Below are 22,988 nucleotides of genomic sequence, written 5' to 3' on the forward strand. Positions count from 1 at the left end.
AATCCATGAATTTCTCTCCATTATGTGTCCATTCTCCGATAGAAACCGAAATTCCGGCACAACTTGAAAGGAGACCAACTATGATGTCCAATGGCGTTCGCTCAGCGAATCCGTCAATAATCGTCTATTCGAGGGGGAGATTATGCCGATTCCAAACGAAATTCCAGCAGGTGCACGCATTGTGGTGCGCACCTGCGAAGGTGTCGATCCAAAGGACCAGCGCATGAAATTCCGAGATTATGTCGGTCACGTACGTTCTTGGGACGGGCAGACATTAGAAATGACGCGCGATGCGGCAGCTAACGGTTCGCGCCCGGAGCAACGTGTCAGTATTCCCGCCGACACCATCGTCACCGTCAAACCGGTTCCGGAACGTTCCATGACAAGGCCGCGCCTATAACGCGTCACACTGAGGAACGCACCTGTGCCATAGCTTGACGGTAGCCGTCGAATCGCACAATATGCTCTCCCCTACGCGCCGATTCCAGAAGCATCTGCTGCCAACCGGTCTCGGGAATTGCCAGTTCGATCGTTTCGCAATGTTCTGCGAAATCAGGCTCTTTGGTGAGAGCCTTGTATTCACGGAATGGCTGCCCCTGTACGAAGAAACGCGCCATTTCCTTATCATCGCCCGCAGTGGGCGCACCCTGCTGCGCGGTCATGCCATGCAGCACATTGGCCATAAGCGTCAAGCGATTGGCCATGTTGCGCAATAACGCTTCAACATTGGCCGCATCCTCTTCCACCATTGCACGGGTACGGTCCGGATCGGTCAGCGCAACACGGGTCATGTCTCGCCACGAGCCGGCGGCGAGCGCTGCCGCGATGTTTCGATTGGGATTGGCCACCAGCTCGTTGATCATGGCCGTGGAAATGACGTGTGGCATGTGAGAGATCAGTGCCGCGCAACGATCGTGGGTCGTATCGTCGAGCACGATGAGACGATTCGCGCAATGGTCGACGATCATTGTCGCAACGGCGCGGAAACGCTGATATTCAGTGTTTTCACCCACGGTAATGGCCCAAAGAGCACCGTCGTAAAGCGTTGGATCCGACGATTCCCACCCGGATAGCTCATTGCCGGCCATGGGGTGCGCCCCTACATAGCAGTGTTCCAACCCTACGGCCCTGACCTGCTCCCTAACCATTTCTTTGACGCTGCCTACATCGGTGAGCGTGGTGACGCTTGGATCGATCAGCGGTTTGAGTGCACTCAGAATTTGAGGCATGGCTTTAAGCGGATTGCATAGCACGAGCACGTCAGGCTTTGCATCGGCAAGCACAGCCAGCGTGGGCACGCATCGTATGCCGTCCGCCTCCGCGGTTTCATATGGCCGATCGTTATGGTTCCATGCGACGACCTCACAGCCCGCATTGACGAGCCTGCGTGCCAGAGACCCTCCAATAAGTCCGAGACCCACGATTGCGATACGTTGCTTCACCACATCAGCTCCTTTTTGACCGTTTCACTGTTCTGCCAATCGTCTGGCAGATGCCGTTCGTCAAGACGTACGCCTCCCTGAGGCAGCATCCATGAGGTGACTGGAGGATTAGGGCGTTCTCTACGCGGATATACGGCCAGAGTTTTGGCCCAGTCGCCATGTTCTGCGATTTCGACCAGAGCATCGTGGAAACGTTGTTCCCACGGCGCCGCATCAAGCGTCGCGATAAAACTGTAGGTGCCTGTACGTCCTTTGATTGGCCGTGAGATGAAGCTTGTCATGTTGAGTCCTGCGTCGCGGAATACGTCCAGCAGGTTCGCAAGTACGCCAGGGCCGGTGACGAGCGGGATAAGCGTCAACACGGACTCGTATTCCATACCGGATTGGGAACGTGGCTGTTCCAACAGTTTCTCTGCTTCCTTGCGCGGGGCGAGCACAAGGAAATCAGTTTGCGCGCCTTGATAATCCTGCACGGCGGTGCCGATGCATGTGACGTTGTAAAGTTCGCCGCAGATGCTTGGCCCAAGGGCTATTTCGTTCGCTGTAATGTCTCGGCATGCGGCGGCATTGGATGGTGCTGGAACCGGCCGCAAACGATGTTCCGCGATAAAACGTTTGCATTGCGCGAGTCCGTGTGAATGCGCGGTGGCTACGGTGGCATCTTTCGGATCGGATTCCGCACGCACGTACGCGTCAAAAGTAACGTCGACGCCCACGCGTGCGAATCCGGCCAGGTCTTTGGCGTCGATCAGCGCGTCCAAATTCGGTACCACGTAGCCTTCGACATTGTTTTCCCATGCCACGACGCCCCAGCCCTCCCCCTGCTGCACGGCTTCGAGAATCTGCGGCACATCGTCCAAAGCCACCAATTCGAACCCTTCAGGTTCGAGATGGTCCAGCTCCTGCGATGCATTGACCGCGGCCTGATGGGTGAAGGTGCCTTGCGGCCCCAGATAGAACAGCTTGCGTGCGCTCATTCAACCCCATTTCTTTTCTTGGTGTTTCCATGCACCTTATCTCATTGACATGGAATCAGCTGCTAATCATTTCACTGGCTGGGCGCTGTCAGACGTTTCGGGCCCTCTCGTTTTTTTTGGGGGGGGTAGACAACAAACGCATCATCATGCGTTTTCTTGCGCGGAGGCGTGACGAACCAACATTTCGGTAATACCAGCATCACAATCGGAATGAGCACGACTCCATATAACCAAAAATATCCCGCTTGCTCACTGAAGAACGGCATGGAATCGTCTCCGCCGAATCCAACGGGAATCATGGCATCTCCGCCAGGACCATACCCAGCCATCACCGTCCAGACCGCCAGGGAAGAACCAATCAGATGCAATGCGAGGCCTGAAACGCCGTCACGCGATCGAGCGGACCATGTTGAGATGATTACCATGAGATAGGCGATCAGTAATCCGTAGGGAATGTTCACTGATGCACCCATACGGTGAGCCATGGTTCCTATCATGCCAACTATGATTCCAGAAGCCAGATCGACCAAGAATCGTCCCCATATCGGTAGCCGGTACGACCATGGCATCAATCGTACATCAGCCACCATCCGTTGATTGGATTCATCCGTACCGTGCGATTGCTTCATCTGTTGCGTCATATCTCTACTATCTCTCGCTAACCTGAAAAGAAAAAGAGATACGTGAGAACACGTATCTCTTTTCGTAAAAGCAACGCGAAAAATCACTTGTTATTTTGAGCGTTGTTCTGCTGAGCCGTCAAACGGAGAGCCCAGTGGGCTCACCGTAGGCGAAGTGAGCAAGCACACCACCGTGCTTGCGAAGCCGACAGAACAACGTAAAAAATCACTTGTTATTTTGAGCGTTGTTCTGTCGGCGCTGCTTGGCGCGCCACTTATACCAGTCCTCACGGCTGAGAATGATCTTGCGCACGCGGATGGATTCCGGGGTGACTTCCACACACTCGTCCTCGTTGGCGAAGTCCAAGGACTCTTCGAGGCTCATCTTGATCGGCGGAGTCAGGGTTTCGAGCACGTCTGCGGTGGAGGAACGCATATTGGTCATATGCTTGGCCAATGTGATGTTCACATCAAGCTCGTCCGGCTTGTTGTTCACGCCGACGACCTGGCCCTCGTACACCGGAGACTGCGGCTCAACAAAGAAGTTGCCGCGCGCCTGCAGACGCTGCATGGCGTACGGGGTGGCGATACCCTTACGATCGCAGACCATGGAGCCGTTCTGGCGCGTTACAATCTGACCGGCCCACGGAGCGTAGCCGGCGGAGATGGAGGATGCGATGCCGGTGCCGCGGGTGGCGGACAGCAACGCGGTACGGAAGCCAATCAGGCCACGGGACGGCACGGTGAACTGCAGACGGACCCAGCCGGTGCCGTGGTTGGTCATGTTCTCCATACGGCCCTTACGATCAGCAAGCAGCTGAGTGACGGTGCCCATGTACTCTTCCGGAACGTCGATGGTGGTGTTTTCCATCGGCTCGTTGATCACGCCGTCGATGGTCTTGGTGACCACCTGCGGACGGCCGACGGTCAACTCATAGCCTTCGCGACGCATCTGCTCGGCAAGCACGGCCAGCGCGAGTTCACCACGACCCTGAACCTCCCAAGCATCCGGACGCTCGGTCGGCAGCACCTTGATGGACACGTTGCCGATGAGCTCGCGGTCGAGACGATCCTTGATCATGCGGGCGGTAAGCTTGTGGTCTTTGCCTTCGGTGCCTGCAAGCGGGGAATCATTGATGCCGAAAGTCATGGAGATGGCCGGGTCATCAACGTGAATCAGCGGCAACGGACGCGGATCAGACGGGTCGACGATGGTCTCGCCGATCATGATGTCGTTCACACCTGCAACTGCGACGATGTCGCCAGGACCTGCGGAATCAACCGGAGTACGCTCAAGGCCCTGCGTACGCAACAGTTCGGAAACACGGAAGTTTTCAATGGAACCGTCCACACGGGACAGTCCATAGGTCTTACCCTTTTCAAGGGTGCCATTGTAGATGCGCACCAAGCCGAGTCGTCCAAGGAAGTCGGAGGAATCGATGTTGGCGACGTGTGCCTGAAGAGGAGCGCCTTCCTCATATTCCGGAGCCGGAATGTTCTTGATGATGGCCTCGAATAGCGGTTCGAGATCTTCATTGTCTGGCAGACCGCCATTTTCCGGCTGGCTTTCGGAAGCATAACCAGCCTTTGCCGCACAGTAGATGACCGGAAGGTCGAACAGTGCGTCTTCATCGAGGTCGATGCCTTCCTCGATAACATCCTGGGCCAAGCCGAGCAACAGGTCAGAGGATTCACCCACGACTTCTTCAATACGGGCATCCGGGCGATCAGTCTTATTCACGCACAGGATAACCGGCAGTTTAGCTTCCAGCGCCTTGCGTAGCACGAAGCGGGTCTGTGGCAGCGGACCTTCGGAAGCGTCGACAAGGAGCACAACACCGTCCACCATGGAGATACCGCGCTCGACCTCACCACCGAAATCGGCGTGGCCAGGGGTGTCGATGATGTTCAGGGTGATGCCTTCCGGATGCCCGTACTTGGCGGCCAGCGGACCGGTGTACTGCACAGCAGTGTTCTTGGCGAGAATGGTGATGCCCTTCTCACGCTCCAGATCGTTGGAATCCATCACACGATCCGGGACTTCCTCACGCTCGTTGAACACGTGGGACTGTGCCAGCATGGCATTGACCAGCGTGGTCTTGCCATGATCGACGTGTGCCACAATCGCTACATTTCGAATATCGCCGCGAACCGCCATCGAAACCTCTCTTAGTATTGCTGTTCTCTTGCGTAAACGTTCGGTACGTACATGCTGTCGGTACTTGAAAAATCGTACTTACACACAAACCGAACCAATATTAGCGAAGCGTTGCGACACCTCCGCCGGCGCCACATTCAGGCGAGCGCCTGTTGCGCTTGGATGTTAATCGACGGATCGCTGACTGTCGAAGCCCCACGCAATGAGTTGCAGGATTCCTCCACTACCGAGGCGATCTGGTTGATCTGCTCCGGTGTGAGCGGCTCACGGAAGGTCATGCGAATGGCTGATTTTGCCACTATCGGATCATATCCCATCGCCAACAATGTGCCGGGCGCTTCGTGACGGCCGACAGCACAGGCCGAGCCGGACGAGCAAGCGATGCCCCGAGCGTCCAAATCAACCAGCAAAGCTTCTCCGGAAAGTCCCGGGAAAACGAACGACGCATGTCCCGGAAGCCGTCGTTGTGAATCCCCCGTAAGCTGTGCTCTGGGCTCCACACGCAGCACCGCGTCGATCAGACGATCCCGGGAAGCCACCAGCGCACGTCCAATCTCATGCATTCGTGTGTTCGAGTCACGCAACGCAACGGCCAATGCGACCGCACCGGCGACATTCTGCGTGCCTGATCGTAGGGAGCGTTCCTGCCCACCGCCGCTCATCAGCGGCTCGACAGGCACTCGGGAACGTAGCAGCAGTGCCCCCAGTCCCTTCGGTGTGCCGAATTTGTGTCCGGACAAGCTCAACGCATCCACATCCCATTCGCGCATACGGATGGGGATGAGTCCCGCCGCCTGCACCGCGTCCACATGCAGTGGCACGCCATGTTCGTGTGCGATGCGTGCTATTTCATCGACGGGCTCCACTGTGCCCACTTCGTTATTGGCAAGCATCGTCGATACCAGCAGCGTGCAGTTACAAGGTTTTCCGGACGTTCCGGAAACGCTGTCGGAGCTGCTGCCAAGATCACCCTGAGCCAATTCGGCCCTCAACGCGTCCAAATCGATATGCGCTTGATGGTCGACGGGAATCTCCACCACTTCGCAACCGAACCAGCGTTCCATCCAACGGGCCGATTCCAACACCGCCGGATGTTCGATCGACGACACAATGACACGCGGACGCACCTGCTCGCCATACGCTTCGCGCAGCAAACGTATGCGGGCCATCGCAATGCCTTTAATCGCAAGATTATCCGCTTCGGTGCCGCCTGAAGTAAAGATCACGTCATCCGGACGCGCGCCCAAATCGGCTGCGATAGACCCGCGTGCAGCTTCGAGGGCGCGTGCGGCGGTTTTGCCCGCGCTGTGCACGCTCATCGGATTCGCGTACGCTTCGGTCAGAAACGGCATCATCACGCTGATGACGTTGCCGCCGACCGGCTCTGTGGAGGCGGCGTCCAGATACAGGTGTTCCATCAGTCCTCCCTGCGCTTCTTCAGTTCCAATCCAGTCCAAGGTCGATGCTGCTCACGCTGTGGGTGAGCGCGCCGACGGAAATCACGTCCACACCGGTGGCGGCCACCTGCGGTATACGTTCCAGCGTCATGTTACCGCTGGCTTCCACAATGGCGTTGCCTGCGATAAGGTCAACTCCCTTGCGTGTGTCTTCCAAGGAGAAATTGTCAAGCATGATGGTATCGGCGCCGCCTTCAAGCGCGGCTTTGATCTGCTCCAAACGGTCTACTTCCACTTCGACATGCGTGGTATGTCCCACTTGTTCGCGGATGTGGCAAATCGCCCCGGCCATGTCGATGCCTTGTTCGGCGAGCGCCGCGAGATGGTTGTCTTTGACCATGACGGCATCGGACAATCCGTAGCGATGATTATGTCCGCCACCGCAGGTGACGGCATACTTTTCGAACGGACGCAGTCCCGGAGTCGTCTTGCGCGTGTCCACGATACGGGTGCACGCATAGGTGCGCGGTGTTCGATAGTCCGTAGTTTCTACGGCTTCGTCCGCCGCTTTGACGAAGGCCGCTGTCATGGTGGCAATGCCGCACATACGTTGCGTGAAGTTCAGCGCCACACGTTCCGCCGCGAGTAGGTCGCGCACAGGGCCTTCGACTTCGGCAAGCGTCTGTCCAGCTTCGAAACGTTCGCCATCTTTGATGGTGGCGAGCACACGGATCGTAGGGTTCTGCGCGGCGAATGCCGCTTCGAACACGGCGATGCCGCTCATCACACCTTCCTGTCTGGACACGAGTCTTGCGGTGCCGTGGGCTTCGGCGGGAATGGTGGTTTCGCAGGTGATGTCACCGTTGGGTGCATCTTCCTCAAGCGCGGCTTCGACGGCCGTGCGAATGACCTGACGGGTCAGCATTTATGGTCCTTTCCGCTGTCTCTTGTCGCACAGCAGTTATGACATCTGGTACGCGATGGAATGCGCGATTGTCGGATTGTTGGTCGGATAATCCTGCCTTGTGTGCGCGCCGCGCGATTCGCAACGGTTGCTTGCCGCAACCGCCGCAACGTATCCCACGGTAAGCAGGTTGCGGTTTTCCCACATGATGATTCGTTCCGCATATGTTGTCGGTTGGGCGATGGTTTTCGACATATCCGCGCTGTCCGCCGCATTCGCCATGGAGAGCGCTTCACCAAGTTCACGTACGCCTTGGGACAAGCTGTCACCGTCGCGGATCACGCCGACGTGCTTCCACATCACGTCTTCAATTCGTGCACGGTCCCATACCAGCGATTGCGCAACATTCGGCTGCGTTGTGGCATCCGGCATATGCAGCAGCATCGGCTGCTGGCAGACCGGCATGTTTTCGATCGCGCTGTTGTCGAAGTCCTGCGGCTGCCAAACGGTACCGTCGGTGTCATTCGCAGCGGCAAGGCCGGCGCGATATCCGTAAACCATGCCTTCAAGCAGCGAGTTCGATGCGAGACGATTGGCACCCTGCACACCAGTTCTGGCGCATTCGCCGGCCGCATAGAGGCCGGGGATGCTGGCTCGTCCGAACAGGTCAGTGCGGATGCCGCCCATCCAGTAGTGGGCCGCGGGAGCCACGGGAATGGGTTCCTTGCTCCAATCGAAGCCGAGCGAACGCGTGTAGGCGTCGATGGTTGGGAACCTGTGGCGTAGGAATTCCGCCAGATCAGGGTTCTCTTTGCCCATGGGTGAAACGTCGAGCATGATCGGCTTACCGCCTTGCGCCTGCATGGTACGGAAGTTGGCTCGCGCCACCACGTCGCGCGGTGCGAGTTCCGCCTTGGGGTCGATGTCGGTCATGAAACGGTGCCCATGTTCGTCGAGCAGTACCGCGCCTTCGCCGCGCACAGCTTCGGAGACGAGGAAATGCTCGCCGATAGCCAAAGCCGTGGGATGGAACTGGTAGAACTCCAGGTCGGCTACCTGCGCCCCTGCACGAATCGCAGCGGCCAGGCCGTCGCCGGTCGCCACCGCAGGATTCGTGGTGTACGGGAACAACCGTCCCGCGCCACCGGTGGCAAGAACCACACGGTCCGTATCGACGACACGTGTCTCAACACCGTCTTGAGCGTCACGAACCGCCAGACGCACGCCGGCGACATGACCGTCACGCACCAGCACATCGTTCAGGAACGCATGTTCCAGCACGGTGATATTCGGATTCTCCCGCACCATGACGGAGACGTCGAGTTCCAAGACCTTTCCGGTGGCATCTCCCCCAGCGTGCACCACGCGGGAACGGCAATGCGCGGCTTCGAGCCCACGCAGCACATGTCCTTCGCCGTCGCGATCCACGTGCCAACCATCGCCGATAAGCTCACGTACGCGACGCGCGCCCTCGTCGGTCAGAATGTCGACTGCGGTGCGATCGCACAACCCATGACCGGCAGCCATAGTGTCGGTCGCATGCAACGCAGGCGAATCGTCATTGAAAATCGCAGTGGCCACACCGCCTTGAGCGTGGTATGTGTTCGATTCGACGAACTTATCCTTGCATACCAGCAGCACTTCCTGCGGTCGGTATGTGCCATTTTCCGGAATCGACGCGTGTCCGCCGGTGGCCAGTCCTTCGCTGCCAAGACGGCTATCTCCGGCTGCCGCGAGCGCCGCGCACAGTCCGGCGATACCCGCTCCGACTACGACGATCATGGGTGTACCTCCAGCATGCGCTGCAATGCGATTTTGGCGTCACGCGCGGTGTCCTCGTCCACGGTGATGCGGTTAACGATATTGCCTTGCTCGATGTTCTCCAACGCCCACGCCAGATATGCGGGGTGAATGCGGTACATCGTGGAGCATGGGCAGACCACCGGATCGAGGCAGAACACGGTCTTGTCCGGATACTGCGCGGCAAGACGGTTGACGAGGTTGATTTCCGTGCCGACTGCGACGGCCGAACCAGCCGGCGCGTTGGCGATCTCTTTGACGATGTACGCGGTAGAGCCGGTGCCATCCGCCGCGTTGACGACGTCCATCGAGCATTCGGGATGCACGATGACCTTGACGCCCGGATACGCCTTGCGTGCACGCTCGATTTGGTCGACGGTGAAGCGCTGGTGCACAGAACAGAAGCCTTTCCACAGGATCATCTTCGCGTCGGCGTACACAGACGGGTCTTCGGCACCACCGGCAGGCTTGTACGGATTCCACACTGGCATCTGGTCAAGGCTCATACCCATGGCGAGAGCGGTATTGCGGCCAAGGTGCTGGTCCGGGAAGAACAGCACGCGCTTGCCGCGGGCGAATGCCCATTCAAGCACGGCATGCGCATTGGATGATGTGCAGACGATGCCGCCGTGGCGTCCGCAGAATGCTTTCAGCGCCGCGGAGGAGTTCATATATGTGACCGGCACGATCTGCTGCTTGCCGTCGGCATCCGGATTGGTGCCGCAGATTTCGCCGAGCTGTTCCCAGCAGTCCTCAACCTGGTCGATGTTCGCCATGTCGGCCATCGAGCAGCCTGCGGACAGGTTCGGCAGTGTCACGGTCTGTTCGGGCGTGGACAGGATATCGGCGGTTTCAGCCATGAAATGCACGCCGCAGAATACGATGTGGTCGGCGTCGGGACGTTCGGTGGCGTTCTTGGCGAGCTGGAAGGAATCACCCACAAAGTCGGCGTGCACGATGATTTCGTCACGCTGGTAGAAGTGACCAAGGATGAGCAGCTTATTGCCGAGACGCGCCTTGGCGGCCTTGATACGTTCCTGCAGTTCCTCATCGGAGGCGTCACGGTATTCCTGCGGCAGCACCTGCTGGCGGGGTGCGTTGTTCGGCAGCGGGTCGAACATGGATGCGCCCGGGCCGTAGCTCGGCTGGGTGGTGTCGAAATGCCACGGATCCTGTGTCAGTCCGGCATCGCATGTGCTTTGCGCGCCCAGTCGGGCGATGATTTCGTCTACGGATGACGATGACAGAGTAGCGGCCATACCGCGCCTTCCCTTCATTGTAGTTTGTTTTTATCGTCTGTTATTGGATGATGGATGTCTTGCGATTGTTTGAACCGTTGCTGTTGAAGCGGTTTCAGACGGTTGTCAGCGTGGCGAGCACGTCGTTGCCGGTTGCATGGCTTCCGTGATTAGACTGATTGATGCTGTAATCCCATGATGAAGATTGTCGCAACGCGCTTTGCACGTACCGGTATACGGCGGCCGGACGGTTGCGCCCGACGCGCAGTTTTTCGCCGGTATCCTCCAACTGGCCCGATGAGAGCATTTTCCGGCGAAAATTCGCCAAATCGATGGCTTCGCCCGTTACGGCTTCATATACGTCGTGCAGTTGGCTCAGCGTGAATCGTTCACCGACCAGACGCGTGACGACCTGGGGATATTCGATTTTCCCCCGTAGTCGGCTTAAGGTGTAGTCGATGATGGCACGATGGTCGAAAGCAAGTTCCGGCAGATTATCGACGGGAAACCATTTGACGTTGTTGCCTTCGATAGGTTCCGTTTGCGCATCCGCTCCTCCGACCAGCGCCCAGTACACGATGGATACCATCGGCAGCCCGCCATGCGAACGTGCCGGATCGCCAAACGTATACAGCTGCTCGAGATATCTCGGATGAAGCGACGTGGTCGATTCCAGTGCGGCATACGCGGACTGCTCCAACGAATGGTCTGCGCGCAGACCGCCTCCTGGAAGCGCCCATTGTCCAAGAAACGGTTGGCGCACACGCTTGACCAGCGGCATCCACAGCATGGACCCCATACCGTCCGGAGCGTTGTCCGTCCCATTTTCATTCCCGGATCTTTGGACCGGCCCTAAAGCGAGAATAACCACGGAAACGCCCACCTGCGGCGGCTGTTTGCGCCGTTCCGAGACATTTCCCATGATCATCGCGACCCCGCTCTCTCAAATTCTCGTCAATACGAATTATTCCGAAACTACAGTGTATCACTTATAGTCAACATGACCATAAGTTGGGTGTTCTACCAATCAATCATTAAAATCCAGCGCACATGCGGCTAACGAAAAAGGCCCCACAAGGGGGCCTTAAGCATTTATGCGATAACGCCTTGGAAAATCAGTTCCCGGGCAACCTCACGGTATTCCTTCGCCGTCTTGTGATTCGGCGCATATATGGTGATTGGCGCAGCGGCAACCGTTGAATCCGGCAACTTGATAGACCGCGAGATCACCGAGTGGAAGACCTTGCCTTGGAACGCCTCATAAATGCGCTGCAACACCTCATCGCAATGCAGAGTATGCGTGAACATGGTGACGAGCACTCCATACACTTCCAGACTCGGATTGATACGGGACTGCACCTTTTCTATGGATTGCATCAGCAAAGCCACGCCACGCAACGCGAAGAACTCGGCAGCCACGGGAATGATCACACCATCCGCCGCGGTCAGCGCATTCACCGTGAGCAAGCCCAACGAAGGCTGGCAGTCAATGATGATCACGTCATACTCATCCTTGACCTGTCGCAACACGCCAGCCAGCACCTGTTCACGTCCAACTTCGGTGACCAGCTGCACTTCGGCGGCAGATAGATCGATATTGGACGGCATGATGTCAAGGTTCTCGAAATCGGTATGCTGAATCACGGTATGTACATCCATGCGCGGATTGAACAGCGCGGTGTACACCGTATCTTCCACGGCATTGGCGTTGATGCCCAATCCCACCGTGGCGGCACCCTGCGGGTCGAAATCGACGATAAGCACACGACGACCGTACTGGCTCAACGCACCGGCGATATTAATTGAACTGGTTGTCTTACCAACGCCACCTTTCTGGTTGCACATGGCGATGACCCTTGCCGGACCGTGCGTCTGCAGCGGCTCCGGAGCAGGAAACGTCTCATAATCTCGTCCAAGCAAATCCGTAGGCATACCGTTTACCTTACCAACATCCTTGTGTCAACTTTCACTGTAATCCATGCTAGTCCATTGCCGCCGTTCAAAACGGCAGCAACACCATCATCTGGCGCGGGGGTGAGACGTCAGATACGTTTCAATCAGGTTTTCGGGACTGACGTGCGTGTATATCTGCGTGGTGGTGACGCTTGCATGCCCAAGCAGCTCCTGCACGGTACGCACGTCAGCACCGCCTTGGATAAGATGCGTGGCGAAAGAATGACGCAACGTATGAGGATGCAACGGCTTGTCGATGTGCGCACGTTCCCCCGCAACCCTGATGATCTCCCAAACCGACTGTCTCGACAATCTTCGTCCGCGCTTGTTGAGAAACAGGGCGCGACGCTCCTGAGGACCTTTTGACTTCGACTCCAGTATTGGACGCCCCGAACGCACATACCGGCTGATTGCCTCGCATGCGTAGCTGCCGACAGGAACCAGACGTTGTTTTGAACCTTTGCCCATCAGTCTGGCGATTCTGGATTCCGTATCGACGTCATCAAGATTCGCCCCGCACGCCTCCGACACTCGCGCGCCGGTCGCATACATGAATTCAAGCAACGCCTTGTCTCGAAGCATCACAGGATCATCCGGGACCTCCAACGAAGCGTCACCATGAGCTCTGTTCTGGGAAACAGGAATCGCTTCCAACAATCTGGCGACCTCATCAATAGCCAGCACATCAGGAAGAGTACTTGCACCCTTGGGAGCCTTCACCTGCGCGGATACATCGTCGGCGACGCTATGTTCGTCCACGGCGAAACGATGGAACGCGTGGATGCTGGCCAACCGGCGGGCCTTGCTTCGGGCGGATTCCCCGGACTCGTCAAGAAAAGCGACGTAGTTCTCCACATCCTGTGTCGTCACGGACGTAATGTCATTAATCCCCCGATTGGCGAGCCACTGCCGATATTTTTTCAGATCGGCGCCATATGCCGACACCGTTGCTTTTGACAAGCCTCTCTCAACATCGATGTGTGCAAGAAACTGTCTGATCATCCGCTCGAAATCGTTCATCACCCTCCTTCCGCCGAAGGTTGCCTGTTCGCATCGTATACTGCCGTTGCCATGGCTATGAGATAGATGGTTCCTGACATGCAACACAAGAACCCCCGCCCATTGCTGGAGCGAGGGTTCCCATCAGTCACGCTGGATCAGCGAAGAAGCTCAGGCTTCCTTCGGAGCGTTCACATCAGCCGGAAGAGCAGCCTTGGCCTGCTCGACGATGGCCTTGAAGGTCTCCGGATCGGAGATGGCCAGCTCGGCGAGAGCACGACGATCCAGTTCGATGCCAGCGAGGTGCAGGCCCTGGATGAAACGGTTGTAAGTGATGCCCTCTGCGCGGACGGCAGCGTTGATGCGCTGAATCCACAGCTTGCGGAAGTCGCCCTTGCGAGCCTTGCGGTCGCGGAAGTTGTAGGTAAAGGAGTGAAGCAGCTGCTCCTTGGCCTTACGGTACAGACGGGAGCGCTGGCCACGGTAGCCGGAAGCCCTCTCGAGAACGACGCGACGCTTCTTGTGGGCGTTTACTGCGCGCTTGACACGTGCCATATTTGATTCCTCAGCTTTCTATTAAGTCTTCTTATTGGCTCTCGCTATGCTCAGCGACCGAGCAGCTTCTTCATGTTCTTGCTCTGGGAAGTAGCCAGAACGCCGTCGGCCTTCAGTGCGCGACGCTTACGAGCGGACTTGTGCTCGAGGTTGTGGCGCATTGCGGAGCCAGCGTGCATCAGCTTGCCGGAACCGGTCACGCGGACGCGCTTGGAAGCGGCGGAATTAGTTTTCATCTTCGGCATTGCTGCCCTCCTTGTTTGTTACTTCGTTTCGGAAGTCTTCGGTTTGTCGGACGTCACTGCGGCCTTGGCTTCGGCCGCTGCCTGAGCCTGGGCTTCCTGCTTGGCCGCCAAGCGTGCAGCCTGACGAGCCTGACGTTCGGCACGGGACTGATCACCACGACGACGCTGCTCGGACTGGGTGTGAACCTTCTTGCCCTTCGGCGCGAGCGTCATGATGATGTTGCGGCCCTCCTGCTTCGGAGCAAATTCGACAGTGCCGTATTCCTCCACTTCGCCAGCAAGACGCTGCAGCAGCTCGACGCCACCAATTGGACGGGACTGCTCGCGACCGCGCAGCATGATGGTGACCTTGACCTTGTCTCCGCCATTCAGGAAGCGCACAACATGGCCCTTCTTGACTTCGAAGTCGTGGTCGTCGATCTTCAGACGGAAGCGAATTTCCTTGATTTCCGCAGTGCTCTGGTTACGACGTGCCTCGCGAGCCTTGATCTTCTCGTTGTACTTATACTTGCCGTAATCGATGAGCTTGGCAACCGGAGGCTTCGCGTTGGGCGCCACCTCGACGAGATCGAGGTTCGCTTCCTTTGCCAGGTTCAGTGCGACGGAAGTCGCGATGACTCCCACCTGCTCGCCGTTCGGGCCGATCAGACGCACCTGGGAGACGCGAATCTCGTCGTTAATGCGTGGTTCGTCGCTGATGATGACTCCAATCCTCATGTTCCATTCAACGGAATGTTCCCAGATTGGCAGTTCTTCAACGTCTCAAAAGTCCATGGCATGCCAAACGCACCTATAAAGTGCACGCCGAAGAACGTTGACACGCTCTCCACTTCACTGTTTCAACACAGTGACAAGACATTATGCCTGAACCCGAGGCCCTGAAAGGCTTCCAGGTGGGGATATCCCGCTTTCTTGATTTCTCAAGCCTTGTAGATAATACCACACACCACGACTACCGCGTGTCGTATTTGCAACCAGCTACAGCGCACCTTACAACAACGCCGGACAGCATACTACACTGACCTTGCATGACAAATAATTTCGATACCTGTGTGATTTTCGCGGCAGGTGAATATTACGGAGAAACACCAATAGTTCCGGCTGGCTCGTTCGTCATCGCCGCGGACGGCGGGCTCGATCACGCCCGCGCCCTTGACGTAATGCCCGATGTGGTGGTAGGTGATTTCGATTCGATCACGGGCAAACGCCCCACACCAGACGAGCGCACCGTCGAACTGCCGCCGGAAAAAGATGATCCGGATCTGTTATCCGCCCTCAAAATCGGATGGTTTCACGGTGCGAGGCTTTTCCATATCTACGGCGCGCTCGGAGGGCGAATCGACCATACGATATCCAACATCCAATTGATGGCATTGCTCGCCAATCATGGCGCCATCGGTTTTCTGCATGGCAATGATTCCATTGTGACGGCGATATGCGATGGGGATCTTAACTTCGCAGCAAACGATGTCAAACCGGGTCGCATGATCTCCGTCTTCTCGCATTCCAACACTTCCGTCGGCGTTTGCGAAAAAGGCTTGAAATACGAGATAAGCGACGCGCTCATGACCAGCACCAAGGTTAACGGGGTCAGCAATGAGTTCCGGCATGGCCTGCCCGCACATGTCGGGGTCGCCCAAGGCACGCTCATCGTGACATTCCCAGCCGAGGCGCCTCTGCCACAGGTCTCCTGGCATCATGCGTTCAAGGGTGATCTCGGCCCATTGGATACCCAAATCTCGTCTGCGCTTGTCGAACGCGGCCTGAAATCACATGCAGCGTGAGCGCTCACAGAAAATACGACGTTTTCTGAAACACACGTGCGAGTGCGTTGCCTTAAGTACAGGTGACGCACTAAAGTGGATGACGTTGGTAAACAATGGCTTCTGTGTGCCCAGCACACGTGTGGCCTACCCTAAAGGGAGAATTACATGACAGTTAAGATTGGTATTAACGGCTTTGGTCGTATCGGTCGTCTGGCTTTCCGCCGCATCTTCGAGCTGCAGGCTCGTGGCGGCCAGGCCGGTGACATTGAGGTCGCTGCAATCAACGATCTGACCACCCCGTCCATGCTGGCCTACCTGCTGAAGTACGACAGCACCCACGGCACCTTCCGTCATGACGATGGCACCCCGGTTGAGGTCACCTCCACCGAAGACTCCATCGTGGTTGATGGCAAGGAATACAAGGTTTACGCCGAGAAGGATGCCAACAACATCCCGTGGGTCAAGAACGATGGCGTTGAGTTCGTGCTCGAGTGCACCGGCTTCTACACCTCCGCTGAGAAGTCCCAGGCTCACATCAACGCTGGCGCCAAGAAGGTCCTGATCTCCGCTCCGGCCAAGGACGAGACCACCCCGACCGTCGTCTTCGGTGTGAACCACAACATCCTGAAGGCTTCCGATGTGATCGTGTCCGCCGGCTCCTGCACCACCAACTCCATGGCCGCTATGGTCAAGCTGCTGGACGAGAACTGGGGCATCAAGGCTGGCTTCATGACCACCATCCACGCCTACACCGGCACCCAGATGATTCTCGACGGCCCGCGCTTCCCGAAGGCTCGCAACAACCGCGCCGCCGCGATCAACACCATTCCTCACTCCACCGGCGCTGCCAAGGCCATCGGCAAGGTCGTTCCGTCCGTGAACGGCAAGCTGCAGGGTCACGCCCAGCGTATCCAGGTTCCGGATGGCTCCGTCACCGAGCTGACCACCGTTCTGAACAAGGAAGTCACCGCTGACGAGATCAACGCCGCATTCAAGGCCGCATTCTCCTCCACCGAGTTCTACGGCTACAACGAGGATGGCATCGTGTCTTCCGACATCATCGGCGACACCCACGGTGGCGTGTTCGATCCGACCCAGACCGACGTCAACACCGTTGACGGCGTGACCATGGCTCGTACCGTTTCTTGGTACGACAACGAGTACGGCTTCACCTGCAACATGGTGCGCACCCTGCTGTACTTCGCTGAGATCTCCGAGTGAATCAATAGCGGAACAATCCGCACGATTCTCAGTAGAACTTAGTGCAAGGGCTTTCGCTTCACGGCGGAAGCCCTTCTGTTAACCGACGCAAATACGTACCGATACAAATACGTTTTAGAGTAGAAGCAACATGGGCAAGAAAAAGCATGAGAAGGGAGCCGGTTCAACACCGGCAACAGTGCAACTGGAACAAGCGGGAATCCCATTCAAGACTTACGAATACGCACATTCAAACGACCATATGGATGACGGCTATGGGGTCGAGGCCGCCACCAAACTGGGTTTTGACGAGCATCAGGTATTCAAAACGCTTATGGCCGATACCGGCTCCGAACGCGTGGTAGGCGTGGTTCCTGTAAGCGGACACATGGATCTGAAGGCGCTGGCCGCAGCGGTCGGAGCCAAAAAAGCCTCCATGGCCGATCCAAAGGTCGCCATGCGCGAATCCGGGTATGTGGTTGGAGGCATCTCACCGCTCGGTCAACGCACACATCACAAAACCGTACTCGACGAAAGCGCTTTGCAATATAGCGAGATACTGCTGTCGGGAGGCAAACGCGGCTTCTCGATCGGCATCAATCCCAACGATCTGCTCAAAGTGCTTGACGGCGTAGCCGCGCCTATCGGCACTCGGTAAAGTACTCGACGCTCGTAAAGCCTAATCAGCGGACCGGTTTCTTACGAAGTTCACTGGGAAGCACGAAATGCATGTTTTCCTTGATGGTTTCAATGGTGGTCACATCATTGAAACCTTGGCTTTGCAGCGATTCGATAACACCTGACACCAATTCGTCAGGTACGGATGCGCCCGACGATATTCCCACGGATTCAACACCCTCGAACCATGTGGGATCAAGCTCGGACGCATCATCCACACGGTGAGCCTTTCCGCAAGCACCATCCAGTACACCGCCAAAACGCGTGTTCAGCCCCTCCTGCGCAACTTCCGTCAAGCGTACGGAATTTGACGAATTCGCCGAACCGACAATCACCACGCAATCCGACTGCTCGGCAACGAGTTTGACCGCAGCCTGACGATTCGACGTGGCATAGCAGATGTCGGAATTCGGAGGCATCTCAAGCCATGGGAAACGCTCCTTCAACGCGGCGATAGTGCCTGCCGTCTCATCCACGCTCAGCGTGGTCTGCGAAAGTAGCACCAACTTCGTATCCGAAGAAAAATCCAGCGAATCGACATCCGACTCATGCTCAATCAGATGCACATGTTCCGGAGATTCGCCGACCACGCCAACGGCCTCATCATGACCCTTATGCCCGATGTAGATGATTTCGTAGCCTTCTTTGACGAAACGCAACACCTCACGATGCACCTTGCTCACCAAAGGGCATGTGGCGTCAACAACATGCATGCCCCGAGCCGCAGCCTCAGCCTTCACCGCAGGAGACACGCCGTGCGCAGAGAAGACAATCGGAATTCCTGCGGAAGCTGCGGAATCGGGAATCTCAGCCAATTCCTGCACGAATACTGCACCCTGAGCCGACAGTTCTTCGACAACATGCTTGTTGTGCACAATCTGGCGACGCACATACACCGGCGGCAGATCGTCAGTCCGAGGTGGATTGGCAGCCTTGAGAATCGTCTGCACAGTCAGAATCGCCCTGTCGACGCCCGCGCAAAAGCCACGGGGATCCGCCAGTACGATGCGCTTGGTCATGATGGCCGCCTTTCGTTGCTTTGTGAAAACCTCATCAATACTAAGACATGGGCGGCACGCCGAAGAAACAGCATCGTCATACGGCATAAAACAGGTAAACTGTGGTGTTAGCCGGTAACGCTACCGTTACCGGAACCTATCCAACGGCACTATGGAGTGACTATGACCTGCATTAACCTGCCTGCCCGTACCGGACAGCAATTCTCCATCTCCCACGGCGACTATGAAGCCGTCATCACCGAACTTGGCGCCACTATGCGCAAACTGACCTATAAGGGCGAAGATCTGACCGTCGCCCTTGGCCCTGATGATCTGGTGACCTGCTGCCACGGCCAGATCCTCATTCCGTTCCCGAACCGTATCGAGGGCGGCGAGTACACGTTCGAAGGCAAGACCTATTCGCTGCCAATCGACGAACATGACCGCAACACCGCCATCCACGGCTACGGTTACCGCTCGTTCTGGAAGCTGATCTCTCTTGCCGAAGACGCAGTGACCCTCGCCTGGCGCTCCCCCAACATGGTCGGTTACCCGTTTGACCTGTATGTCACCGCCACCTACAGCCTCGCCGATGACGGCATGCACTTGACCGTCAGCGCCTACAACAATGGCGACACGAACGCGCCGTGGGCTTTGGCCATTCACCCGTGGCTCGCCAACAGCCTTAACGGCTATGGAGACGAGATCGACGAGCACAACGCCAAGTGCAGCCTGACACTGCCGGCACGCACACATGTCACCGTGGACGAAAACCTTATTCCGACCGGTACTGAGCCCGTTGACGGCACCAAGTACGACCTGCGCGAAGACACACTGCTCACCGAGCAGCCGTTCGATGACGCATGGACCGATCTGGAGCACGCCGAAGACGGTTCCGTCACGGCAGTGTTCACCCGCGCCGATGGCAAGAAGGTCCGCGTCGGCGGCGACGAAACCATCACCTCGTTCCAGGTATGCACAGGCACCAAGTTCCCCGCATCCCAGCATCCCGCCGGCGTTGCCGTGGAGCCGCAGACCGCCTATGCCAACGCATTCAACACGGGCAACGAGCTGATTGTGATCAAGCCGGGTGAAACCACCAGCACCTCGCTATTCCTCGGTATGGCCGAGTGAACATGCGAGTGAACGTGATCAAGTAATCCAATCGGTTACACCGACTGATTCTGGTCATATAAAAACCGGAGGATAAGCCTGAGCGGCCACCTATCGAACACCGGATTTGGCAAACGTCTCGTTCGTGTGCGATAATCCCGAAGGCTTATTAATCGTAAGTAAAGGAGTCCAATCATGGGCATGCGCGGACGTAAGCGCAAGGATCGTCGTAAGAAGGCCGCCAATCACGGCAAGCGCCCAAACGCCTGATCCCTGCCAGCGTGAATAACGCTACAGAGCATTGAAAACCCCGCCGAATCACATTGATTCGCGGGGTTTTCTCATACTTCTTCAGCCTGCAATAGGCCTGCCACAAGCCCATTGCCAGGGGAACATGCACGGACTTATTCTCCGCAGCAATGGTCAAGCGTAGCTTCAAGACGGTCGATCAGACTCTGCGGGGCATGCTGCGGGCGCAGATACGCACGCATGGCCGCGATCAATGCCCGTTCACGCTCGTCGCAGCAACGTTCGGGGTCGAAACAATCACCGGAGGCGCTAACGCGCACACTGGTATGCGTCACCCGGGTCACAGTGCCGTCCTCGCTGGTGGTGACAGTGGTGGTATGCCGTTCGATCGATTCACTCATGCGCTGTCCTTCCCTGCCGTGGCATAGCCACGTTCCTTCGCATAGTTGGCAAGTTCTCGTTTCAACTGCGTACGCGCACGATTGAGACGACTCATCACCGTGCCGATCTTCACACCCTGTTCGTCAGCCACCTGCTGGTATGACTTGCCATCAATCGCAGCATCGATGAACACCTGGCGGCGTTCCGGCGAAAGCTTGGCGAGCGCCGCCATGATTTCCTCGGGCGCATAGGCATCCAAATATTCCTGTTCCGCGGATTTAAGTTCTTCCGAGGAATGCTCCGAAGCCGAATAAATGTCCCAATCGTCATATTCACCGGTGGAATCGTTAGCCCGCTGCGGTCTGCGTTTGGCTTTGGCATACTGGTTGAAATAGGCATTCCGCTCGATGGTAGTCATCCACGCGGCGAAATTTGTTCCCTCCTGAAAGGAGTCGAACGCCTTGAATCCCCGTTCGAAAGTATCCTGCACCAAATCTTGGGCATCATCGGGATTGTTGGTAAGCTTCATCGCCTGCCGGTACAACGCATCGACCACAGGCATGGCGAGTTTTTCAAAACGCGCCCTTTTACCTACCGTAGTTTCCGTTCGTACTTCAGTCACAGCTTTATTGTAACCACCCAGACTTCCACATGCCATGCACATAGCTGACGGTAGAATGGCTGTTCGGTATCCGAAGAACAGGGAGAACACGAGATATGGCTTTGACTCTGGCATCAGCAGCACGTCTGCTCAGCGAGCATGGATTACTGCGTGAAATCATCCAAGGAGACGCCTGGACGCTTGACGCGCAGACCGTCAACGGATTCGACAAGCCATTCGGTTCAATCACCTACGACACCAGGCAGGTCGTATCTGACACGCTCCTATGCTGCAAAGGCCGTTTCAAAGCGGAATATCTCAATGGCATCGATGATCGTGGGCTTGCCGCATACGTTGCGGAAAACGACTTCTCCGCGGCGACGAAAGCTCCGGGACTCATCGTGAACGACGCGCGCAAAGCCATGAGTCTGCTGTCCGCGGCATTTTATGGGTACCCGCAGAACCAACTGAAAGTCATCGGTATTACCGGAACCAAGGGAAAAACCACTACCGCCTACCTCACCCAGGCCATGCTCAACGGCTGCTCCGTCGGCAAATGCGCTTTGTTCTCCTCCGTCGACAATTGCCTTGACGGACATACCTATGTCGAGTCCGATTTGACCACCCCGGAGTCCATGGATGCGTTCCGTATGATGCGCGAAGCCGCTGATAACGGCATGGAATACCTGGTTATGGAGGTTTCGTCGCAGGCGTACAAAGTCGATCGCGTTTTCGGACTTACTTTTGACGCCGCCGCATTCCTCAATATCAGCCCGGACCACATCAGCCCCATCGAGCATCCGACATTCGAGGATTACTTCCACTGCAAACGTCAGATCGTAAAGAATTGCCGTTCCTTGGTTCTCGGCATGGTATGCGCACACGCCGATCTTATTCGTCAGGATGCTGCAATCGCCGATATTCCCGTCACCACGTTCGCTCTTGGCGAAGCATCGGCCGCGAATGTGACCGCATGGCCGGAACTTACAGACCATAGCCGTTTCGCCATTGCGGTGGAAGGTGAACAGATCGGCTCGCTCAGCCTGCAATTGGATGGCGACTTCAATTATGCGAACGCCGCCGCGGCCATTGCCATTGCGCATGCCGTTGGATTCGATTTCCACGAAACCGCCGCGAAGGAAGCGCTGCGCAATATGGAACCGGTACGTATCGCCGGTCGTATGGAGCATTTCCACGATACGAGGTCGAACACCATCGCCATCGTCGATTATGCGCACAATTATGCTTCCGTAACGGCGTTGCTTGACTATGTCGACCAACGCTACGGCAAGGACGACCCTGAAGTCACGCTGATCACTGGATCTGCAGGAAATAAAGCGTATGATCGCAGATCAGAAATCGTCAGGGCTGCTCAGAATCGCGTCGACCATCTGATTCTCACCTTCGAAGACACGGATGACGAGCCTGTGGAACACGTCTGCCAAGACATGCTCGACAGTGTCACCAATCCTGATCTGGATGCGAGGATCATTCTCGACCGTACGGAAGCAGTGGAATCGACCGTAACAATCGACCGCAAGAGTCCCAACCGCCTCCATATCATCCTCATCATCGGCAAAGGCAACGAACGCTGGTTCAAGGACCACGGCAAGCATATTCCCTTCGAAGGCGACGACCATATTGTGAAACGTATTTTTGGGCTTGCCTGACCTGCAGCAACAGCCAACCATCATCGAGTAATCACCAACCATAA

The 22,988-nt window shown here is 56.8% G+C and carries 24 protein-coding genes; 7 read left to right on the top strand and 17 right to left on the bottom strand.

Annotated features, from left to right (window positions below):
• Positions 1–142: 142 nt before the first annotated feature.
• Entirely contained in the window at positions 143–400 is a 258-nt protein-coding gene (locus BBKW_RS06915) for a DUF6725 family protein (protein WP_003834378.1), read from the top strand.
• 4 nt (positions 401–404) lie between these two features.
• Here BBKW_RS06915 and BBKW_RS06920 read toward each other — a convergent pair whose 3' ends face one another.
• The 14 genes from BBKW_RS06920 to infC all read right to left on the bottom strand — a co-directional run bounded on the left by BBKW_RS06920 (position 405) and on the right by infC (position 15,005).
• Positions 405–1,445, bottom strand: coding sequence for a prephenate dehydrogenase (locus BBKW_RS06920; protein ID WP_033500519.1), 1,041 nt, complete (start codon positions 1,443–1,445; stop codon positions 405–407).
• Positions 1,439–2,419, bottom strand: coding sequence for a prephenate dehydratase domain-containing protein (locus tag BBKW_RS06925; protein ID WP_033500518.1), 981 nt, complete (start codon positions 2,417–2,419; stop codon positions 1,439–1,441). Before BBKW_RS06925 ends, BBKW_RS06920 begins: the two co-directional genes overlap by 7 nt.
• Positions 2,420–2,490: 71 nt before the next feature.
• Complete coding sequence (locus tag BBKW_RS06930) at positions 2,491–3,009, bottom strand: hypothetical protein (RefSeq protein ID WP_231858534.1); 519 nt, start codon at positions 3,007–3,009, stop codon at positions 2,491–2,493.
• A gap of 256 nt (positions 3,010–3,265) precedes the next feature.
• Entirely contained in the window at positions 3,266–5,197 is a 1,932-nt protein-coding gene (gene typA, locus BBKW_RS06935; protein WP_033500517.1) for a translational GTPase TypA, read from the bottom strand.
• Between the two features lie 137 nt (positions 5,198–5,334).
• Positions 5,335–6,615 carry a cysteine desulfurase family protein gene (locus tag BBKW_RS06940; protein ID WP_033500516.1) on the bottom strand — a complete coding sequence of 427 codons (1,281 nt, stop codon included), beginning with the start codon at positions 6,613–6,615 and terminating at the stop codon, positions 5,335–5,337.
• A gap of 19 nt (positions 6,616–6,634) precedes the next feature.
• Positions 6,635–7,519: a carboxylating nicotinate-nucleotide diphosphorylase gene (gene nadC, locus BBKW_RS06945; RefSeq protein ID WP_033500515.1), complete on the bottom strand. Its 885-nt coding sequence runs from the start codon at positions 7,517–7,519 to the stop codon at positions 6,635–6,637.
• Positions 7,520–7,555: 36 nt separating this feature from the next.
• On the bottom strand, positions 7,556–9,280 hold the full coding sequence (locus tag BBKW_RS06950) for an L-aspartate oxidase (RefSeq protein WP_033500514.1): 1,725 nt from the start codon (positions 9,278–9,280) through the stop codon (positions 7,556–7,558).
• Entirely contained in the window at positions 9,277–10,557 is a 1,281-nt protein-coding gene (gene nadA / locus BBKW_RS06955) for a quinolinate synthase NadA (protein ID WP_033500513.1), read from the bottom strand. Before nadA ends, BBKW_RS06950 begins: the two co-directional genes overlap by 4 nt.
• 94 nt (positions 10,558–10,651) lie before the next feature.
• On the bottom strand, positions 10,652–11,464 hold the full coding sequence (locus tag BBKW_RS06960; protein ID WP_033500512.1) for an NUDIX hydrolase: 813 nt from the start codon (positions 11,462–11,464) through the stop codon (positions 10,652–10,654).
• Between the two features lie 164 nt (positions 11,465–11,628).
• On the bottom strand, positions 11,629–12,468 hold the full coding sequence (locus BBKW_RS06965) for a ParA family protein (RefSeq protein WP_033500511.1): 840 nt from the start codon (positions 12,466–12,468) through the stop codon (positions 11,629–11,631).
• Between the two features lie 87 nt (positions 12,469–12,555).
• A complete protein-coding gene (gene xerD / locus BBKW_RS06970) occupies positions 12,556–13,509 on the bottom strand; it encodes a site-specific tyrosine recombinase XerD (RefSeq protein ID WP_033500510.1) in 954 nt (317 codons plus the stop codon).
• A gap of 150 nt (positions 13,510–13,659) precedes the next feature.
• Complete coding sequence (gene rplT / locus BBKW_RS06975) at positions 13,660–14,043, bottom strand: 50S ribosomal protein L20 (protein ID WP_003834366.1); 384 nt, start codon at positions 14,041–14,043, stop codon at positions 13,660–13,662.
• Positions 14,044–14,093: 50 nt separating this feature from the next.
• Positions 14,094–14,288, bottom strand: a complete 195-nt coding sequence (gene rpmI, locus BBKW_RS06980) for a 50S ribosomal protein L35 (protein ID WP_003834365.1) — start codon at positions 14,286–14,288, stop codon at positions 14,094–14,096.
• Positions 14,289–14,306: 18 nt separating this feature from the next.
• Positions 14,307–15,005 (bottom strand): translation initiation factor IF-3, encoded by a 699-nt coding sequence (gene infC / locus BBKW_RS06985; RefSeq protein WP_003834364.1) that lies wholly within the window; start codon positions 15,003–15,005, stop codon positions 14,307–14,309.
• 311 nt (positions 15,006–15,316) lie between these two features.
• Between infC and BBKW_RS06990 the strand changes: the two genes are divergently transcribed.
• The 3 genes from BBKW_RS06990 to ybaK all read left to right on the top strand — a co-directional run bounded on the left by BBKW_RS06990 (position 15,317) and on the right by ybaK (position 17,912).
• Positions 15,317–16,072 (top strand): thiamine diphosphokinase, encoded by a 756-nt coding sequence (locus BBKW_RS06990; protein ID WP_033500509.1) that lies wholly within the window; start codon positions 15,317–15,319, stop codon positions 16,070–16,072.
• Between the two features lie 147 nt (positions 16,073–16,219).
• Positions 16,220–17,275, top strand: coding sequence for a type I glyceraldehyde-3-phosphate dehydrogenase (gene gap, locus BBKW_RS06995; RefSeq protein WP_003834362.1), 1,056 nt, complete (start codon positions 16,220–16,222; stop codon positions 17,273–17,275).
• 130 nt (positions 17,276–17,405) lie between these two features.
• On the top strand, positions 17,406–17,912 hold the full coding sequence (gene ybaK / locus BBKW_RS07000) for a Cys-tRNA(Pro) deacylase (RefSeq protein WP_004220577.1): 507 nt from the start codon (positions 17,406–17,408) through the stop codon (positions 17,910–17,912).
• A gap of 25 nt (positions 17,913–17,937) precedes the next feature.
• On the opposite strand, the gene BBKW_RS07005 is transcribed toward ybaK, so the two are convergent.
• Positions 17,938–18,951, bottom strand: coding sequence for a 4-hydroxy-3-methylbut-2-enyl diphosphate reductase (locus tag BBKW_RS07005; protein ID WP_033500508.1), 1,014 nt, complete (start codon positions 18,949–18,951; stop codon positions 17,938–17,940).
• Positions 18,952–19,113: 162 nt separating this feature from the next.
• Here BBKW_RS07005 and BBKW_RS07010 point away from each other — a divergent pair, with 162 nt between their 5' ends.
• Complete coding sequence (locus BBKW_RS07010; RefSeq protein WP_022245441.1) at positions 19,114–20,064, top strand: aldose 1-epimerase family protein; 951 nt, start codon at positions 19,114–19,116, stop codon at positions 20,062–20,064.
• 174 nt (positions 20,065–20,238) lie between these two features.
• Positions 20,239–20,313: a 50S ribosomal protein bL37 gene (locus tag BBKW_RS11280; RefSeq protein ID WP_003817083.1), complete on the top strand. Its 75-nt coding sequence runs from the start codon at positions 20,239–20,241 to the stop codon at positions 20,311–20,313.
• A gap of 134 nt (positions 20,314–20,447) precedes the next feature.
• Here the strand turns inward: BBKW_RS11280 and BBKW_RS07015 are convergent, their stop codons facing one another.
• Together BBKW_RS07015 and BBKW_RS07020 are read right to left on the bottom strand one after the other, a co-directional pair.
• A complete protein-coding gene (locus tag BBKW_RS07015) occupies positions 20,448–20,693 on the bottom strand; it encodes a hypothetical protein (RefSeq protein WP_004220580.1) in 246 nt (81 codons plus the stop codon).
• Positions 20,690–21,235 carry a sigma-70 family RNA polymerase sigma factor gene (locus BBKW_RS07020; protein WP_231858104.1) on the bottom strand — a complete coding sequence of 182 codons (546 nt, stop codon included), beginning with the start codon at positions 21,233–21,235 and terminating at the stop codon, positions 20,690–20,692. Before BBKW_RS07020 ends, BBKW_RS07015 begins: the two co-directional genes overlap by 4 nt.
• Positions 21,236–21,390: 155 nt before the next feature.
• Between BBKW_RS07020 and BBKW_RS07025 the strand changes: the two genes are divergently transcribed.
• Positions 21,391–22,944, top strand: coding sequence for a UDP-N-acetylmuramoyl-L-alanyl-D-glutamate--2,6-diaminopimelate ligase (locus tag BBKW_RS07025; RefSeq protein ID WP_033500506.1), 1,554 nt, complete (start codon positions 21,391–21,393; stop codon positions 22,942–22,944).
• Positions 22,945–22,988: the final 44 nt, after the last annotated feature.

The organism is Bifidobacterium catenulatum subsp. kashiwanohense JCM 15439 = DSM 21854, assembly GCF_001042615.1.
GTDB lineage: Bacteria > Actinomycetota > Actinomycetes > Actinomycetales > Bifidobacteriaceae > Bifidobacterium > Bifidobacterium catenulatum.

What these genes read in the sequence shown, in the direction of transcription:
- BBKW_RS06915 (WP_003834378.1), top strand. Translation starts at nt 143, where the DNA reads ATGCCGATTCCAAACGAAATTCCAGCAGGTGCACGCATTGTGGTGCGC.
- BBKW_RS06925 (WP_033500518.1), bottom strand. Translation starts at nt 2,419, where the DNA reads ATGAGCGCACGCAAGCTGTTCTATCTGGGGCCGCAAGGCACCTTCACC.
- BBKW_RS06930 (WP_231858534.1), bottom strand. Translation starts at nt 3,009, where the DNA reads ATGGTGGCTGATGTACGATTGATGCCATGGTCGTACCGGCTACCGATA.
- typA (WP_033500517.1), bottom strand. Translation starts at nt 5,197, where the DNA reads ATGGCGGTTCGCGGCGATATTCGAAATGTAGCGATTGTGGCACACGTC.
- BBKW_RS06940 (WP_033500516.1), bottom strand. Translation starts at nt 6,615, where the DNA reads ATGGAACACCTGTATCTGGACGCCGCCTCCACAGAGCCGGTCGGCGGC.
- nadC (WP_033500515.1), bottom strand. Translation starts at nt 7,519, where the DNA reads ATGCTGACCCGTCAGGTCATTCGCACGGCCGTCGAAGCCGCGCTTGAG.
- BBKW_RS06950 (WP_033500514.1), bottom strand. Translation starts at nt 9,280, where the DNA reads ATGATCGTCGTAGTCGGAGCGGGTATCGCCGGACTGTGCGCGGCGCTC.
- nadA (WP_033500513.1), bottom strand. Translation starts at nt 10,557, where the DNA reads ATGGCCGCTACTCTGTCATCGTCATCCGTAGACGAAATCATCGCCCGA.
- BBKW_RS06960 (WP_033500512.1), bottom strand. Translation starts at nt 11,464, where the DNA reads ATGATCATGGGAAATGTCTCGGAACGGCGCAAACAGCCGCCGCAGGTG.
- BBKW_RS06965 (WP_033500511.1), bottom strand. Translation starts at nt 12,468, where the DNA reads ATGCCTACGGATTTGCTTGGACGAGATTATGAGACGTTTCCTGCTCCG.
- xerD (WP_033500510.1), bottom strand. Translation starts at nt 13,509, where the DNA reads ATGAACGATTTCGAGCGGATGATCAGACAGTTTCTTGCACACATCGAT.
- rplT (WP_003834366.1), bottom strand. Translation starts at nt 14,043, where the DNA reads ATGGCACGTGTCAAGCGCGCAGTAAACGCCCACAAGAAGCGTCGCGTC.
- rpmI (WP_003834365.1), bottom strand. Translation starts at nt 14,288, where the DNA reads ATGCCGAAGATGAAAACTAATTCCGCCGCTTCCAAGCGCGTCCGCGTG.
- infC (WP_003834364.1), bottom strand. Translation starts at nt 15,005, where the DNA reads ATGAGGATTGGAGTCATCATCAGCGACGAACCACGCATTAACGACGAG.
- BBKW_RS06990 (WP_033500509.1), top strand. Translation starts at nt 15,317, where the DNA reads ATGACAAATAATTTCGATACCTGTGTGATTTTCGCGGCAGGTGAATAT.
- gap (WP_003834362.1), top strand. Translation starts at nt 16,220, where the DNA reads ATGACAGTTAAGATTGGTATTAACGGCTTTGGTCGTATCGGTCGTCTG.
- ybaK (WP_004220577.1), top strand. Translation starts at nt 17,406, where the DNA reads ATGGGCAAGAAAAAGCATGAGAAGGGAGCCGGTTCAACACCGGCAACA.
- BBKW_RS07005 (WP_033500508.1), bottom strand. Translation starts at nt 18,951, where the DNA reads ATGACCAAGCGCATCGTACTGGCGGATCCCCGTGGCTTTTGCGCGGGC.
- BBKW_RS07010 (WP_022245441.1), top strand. Translation starts at nt 19,114, where the DNA reads ATGACCTGCATTAACCTGCCTGCCCGTACCGGACAGCAATTCTCCATC.
- BBKW_RS07015 (WP_004220580.1), bottom strand. Translation starts at nt 20,693, where the DNA reads ATGAGTGAATCGATCGAACGGCATACCACCACTGTCACCACCAGCGAG.
- BBKW_RS07020 (WP_231858104.1), bottom strand. Translation starts at nt 21,235, where the DNA reads ATGCCTGTGGTCGATGCGTTGTACCGGCAGGCGATGAAGCTTACCAAC.
- BBKW_RS07025 (WP_033500506.1), top strand. Translation starts at nt 21,391, where the DNA reads ATGGCTTTGACTCTGGCATCAGCAGCACGTCTGCTCAGCGAGCATGGA.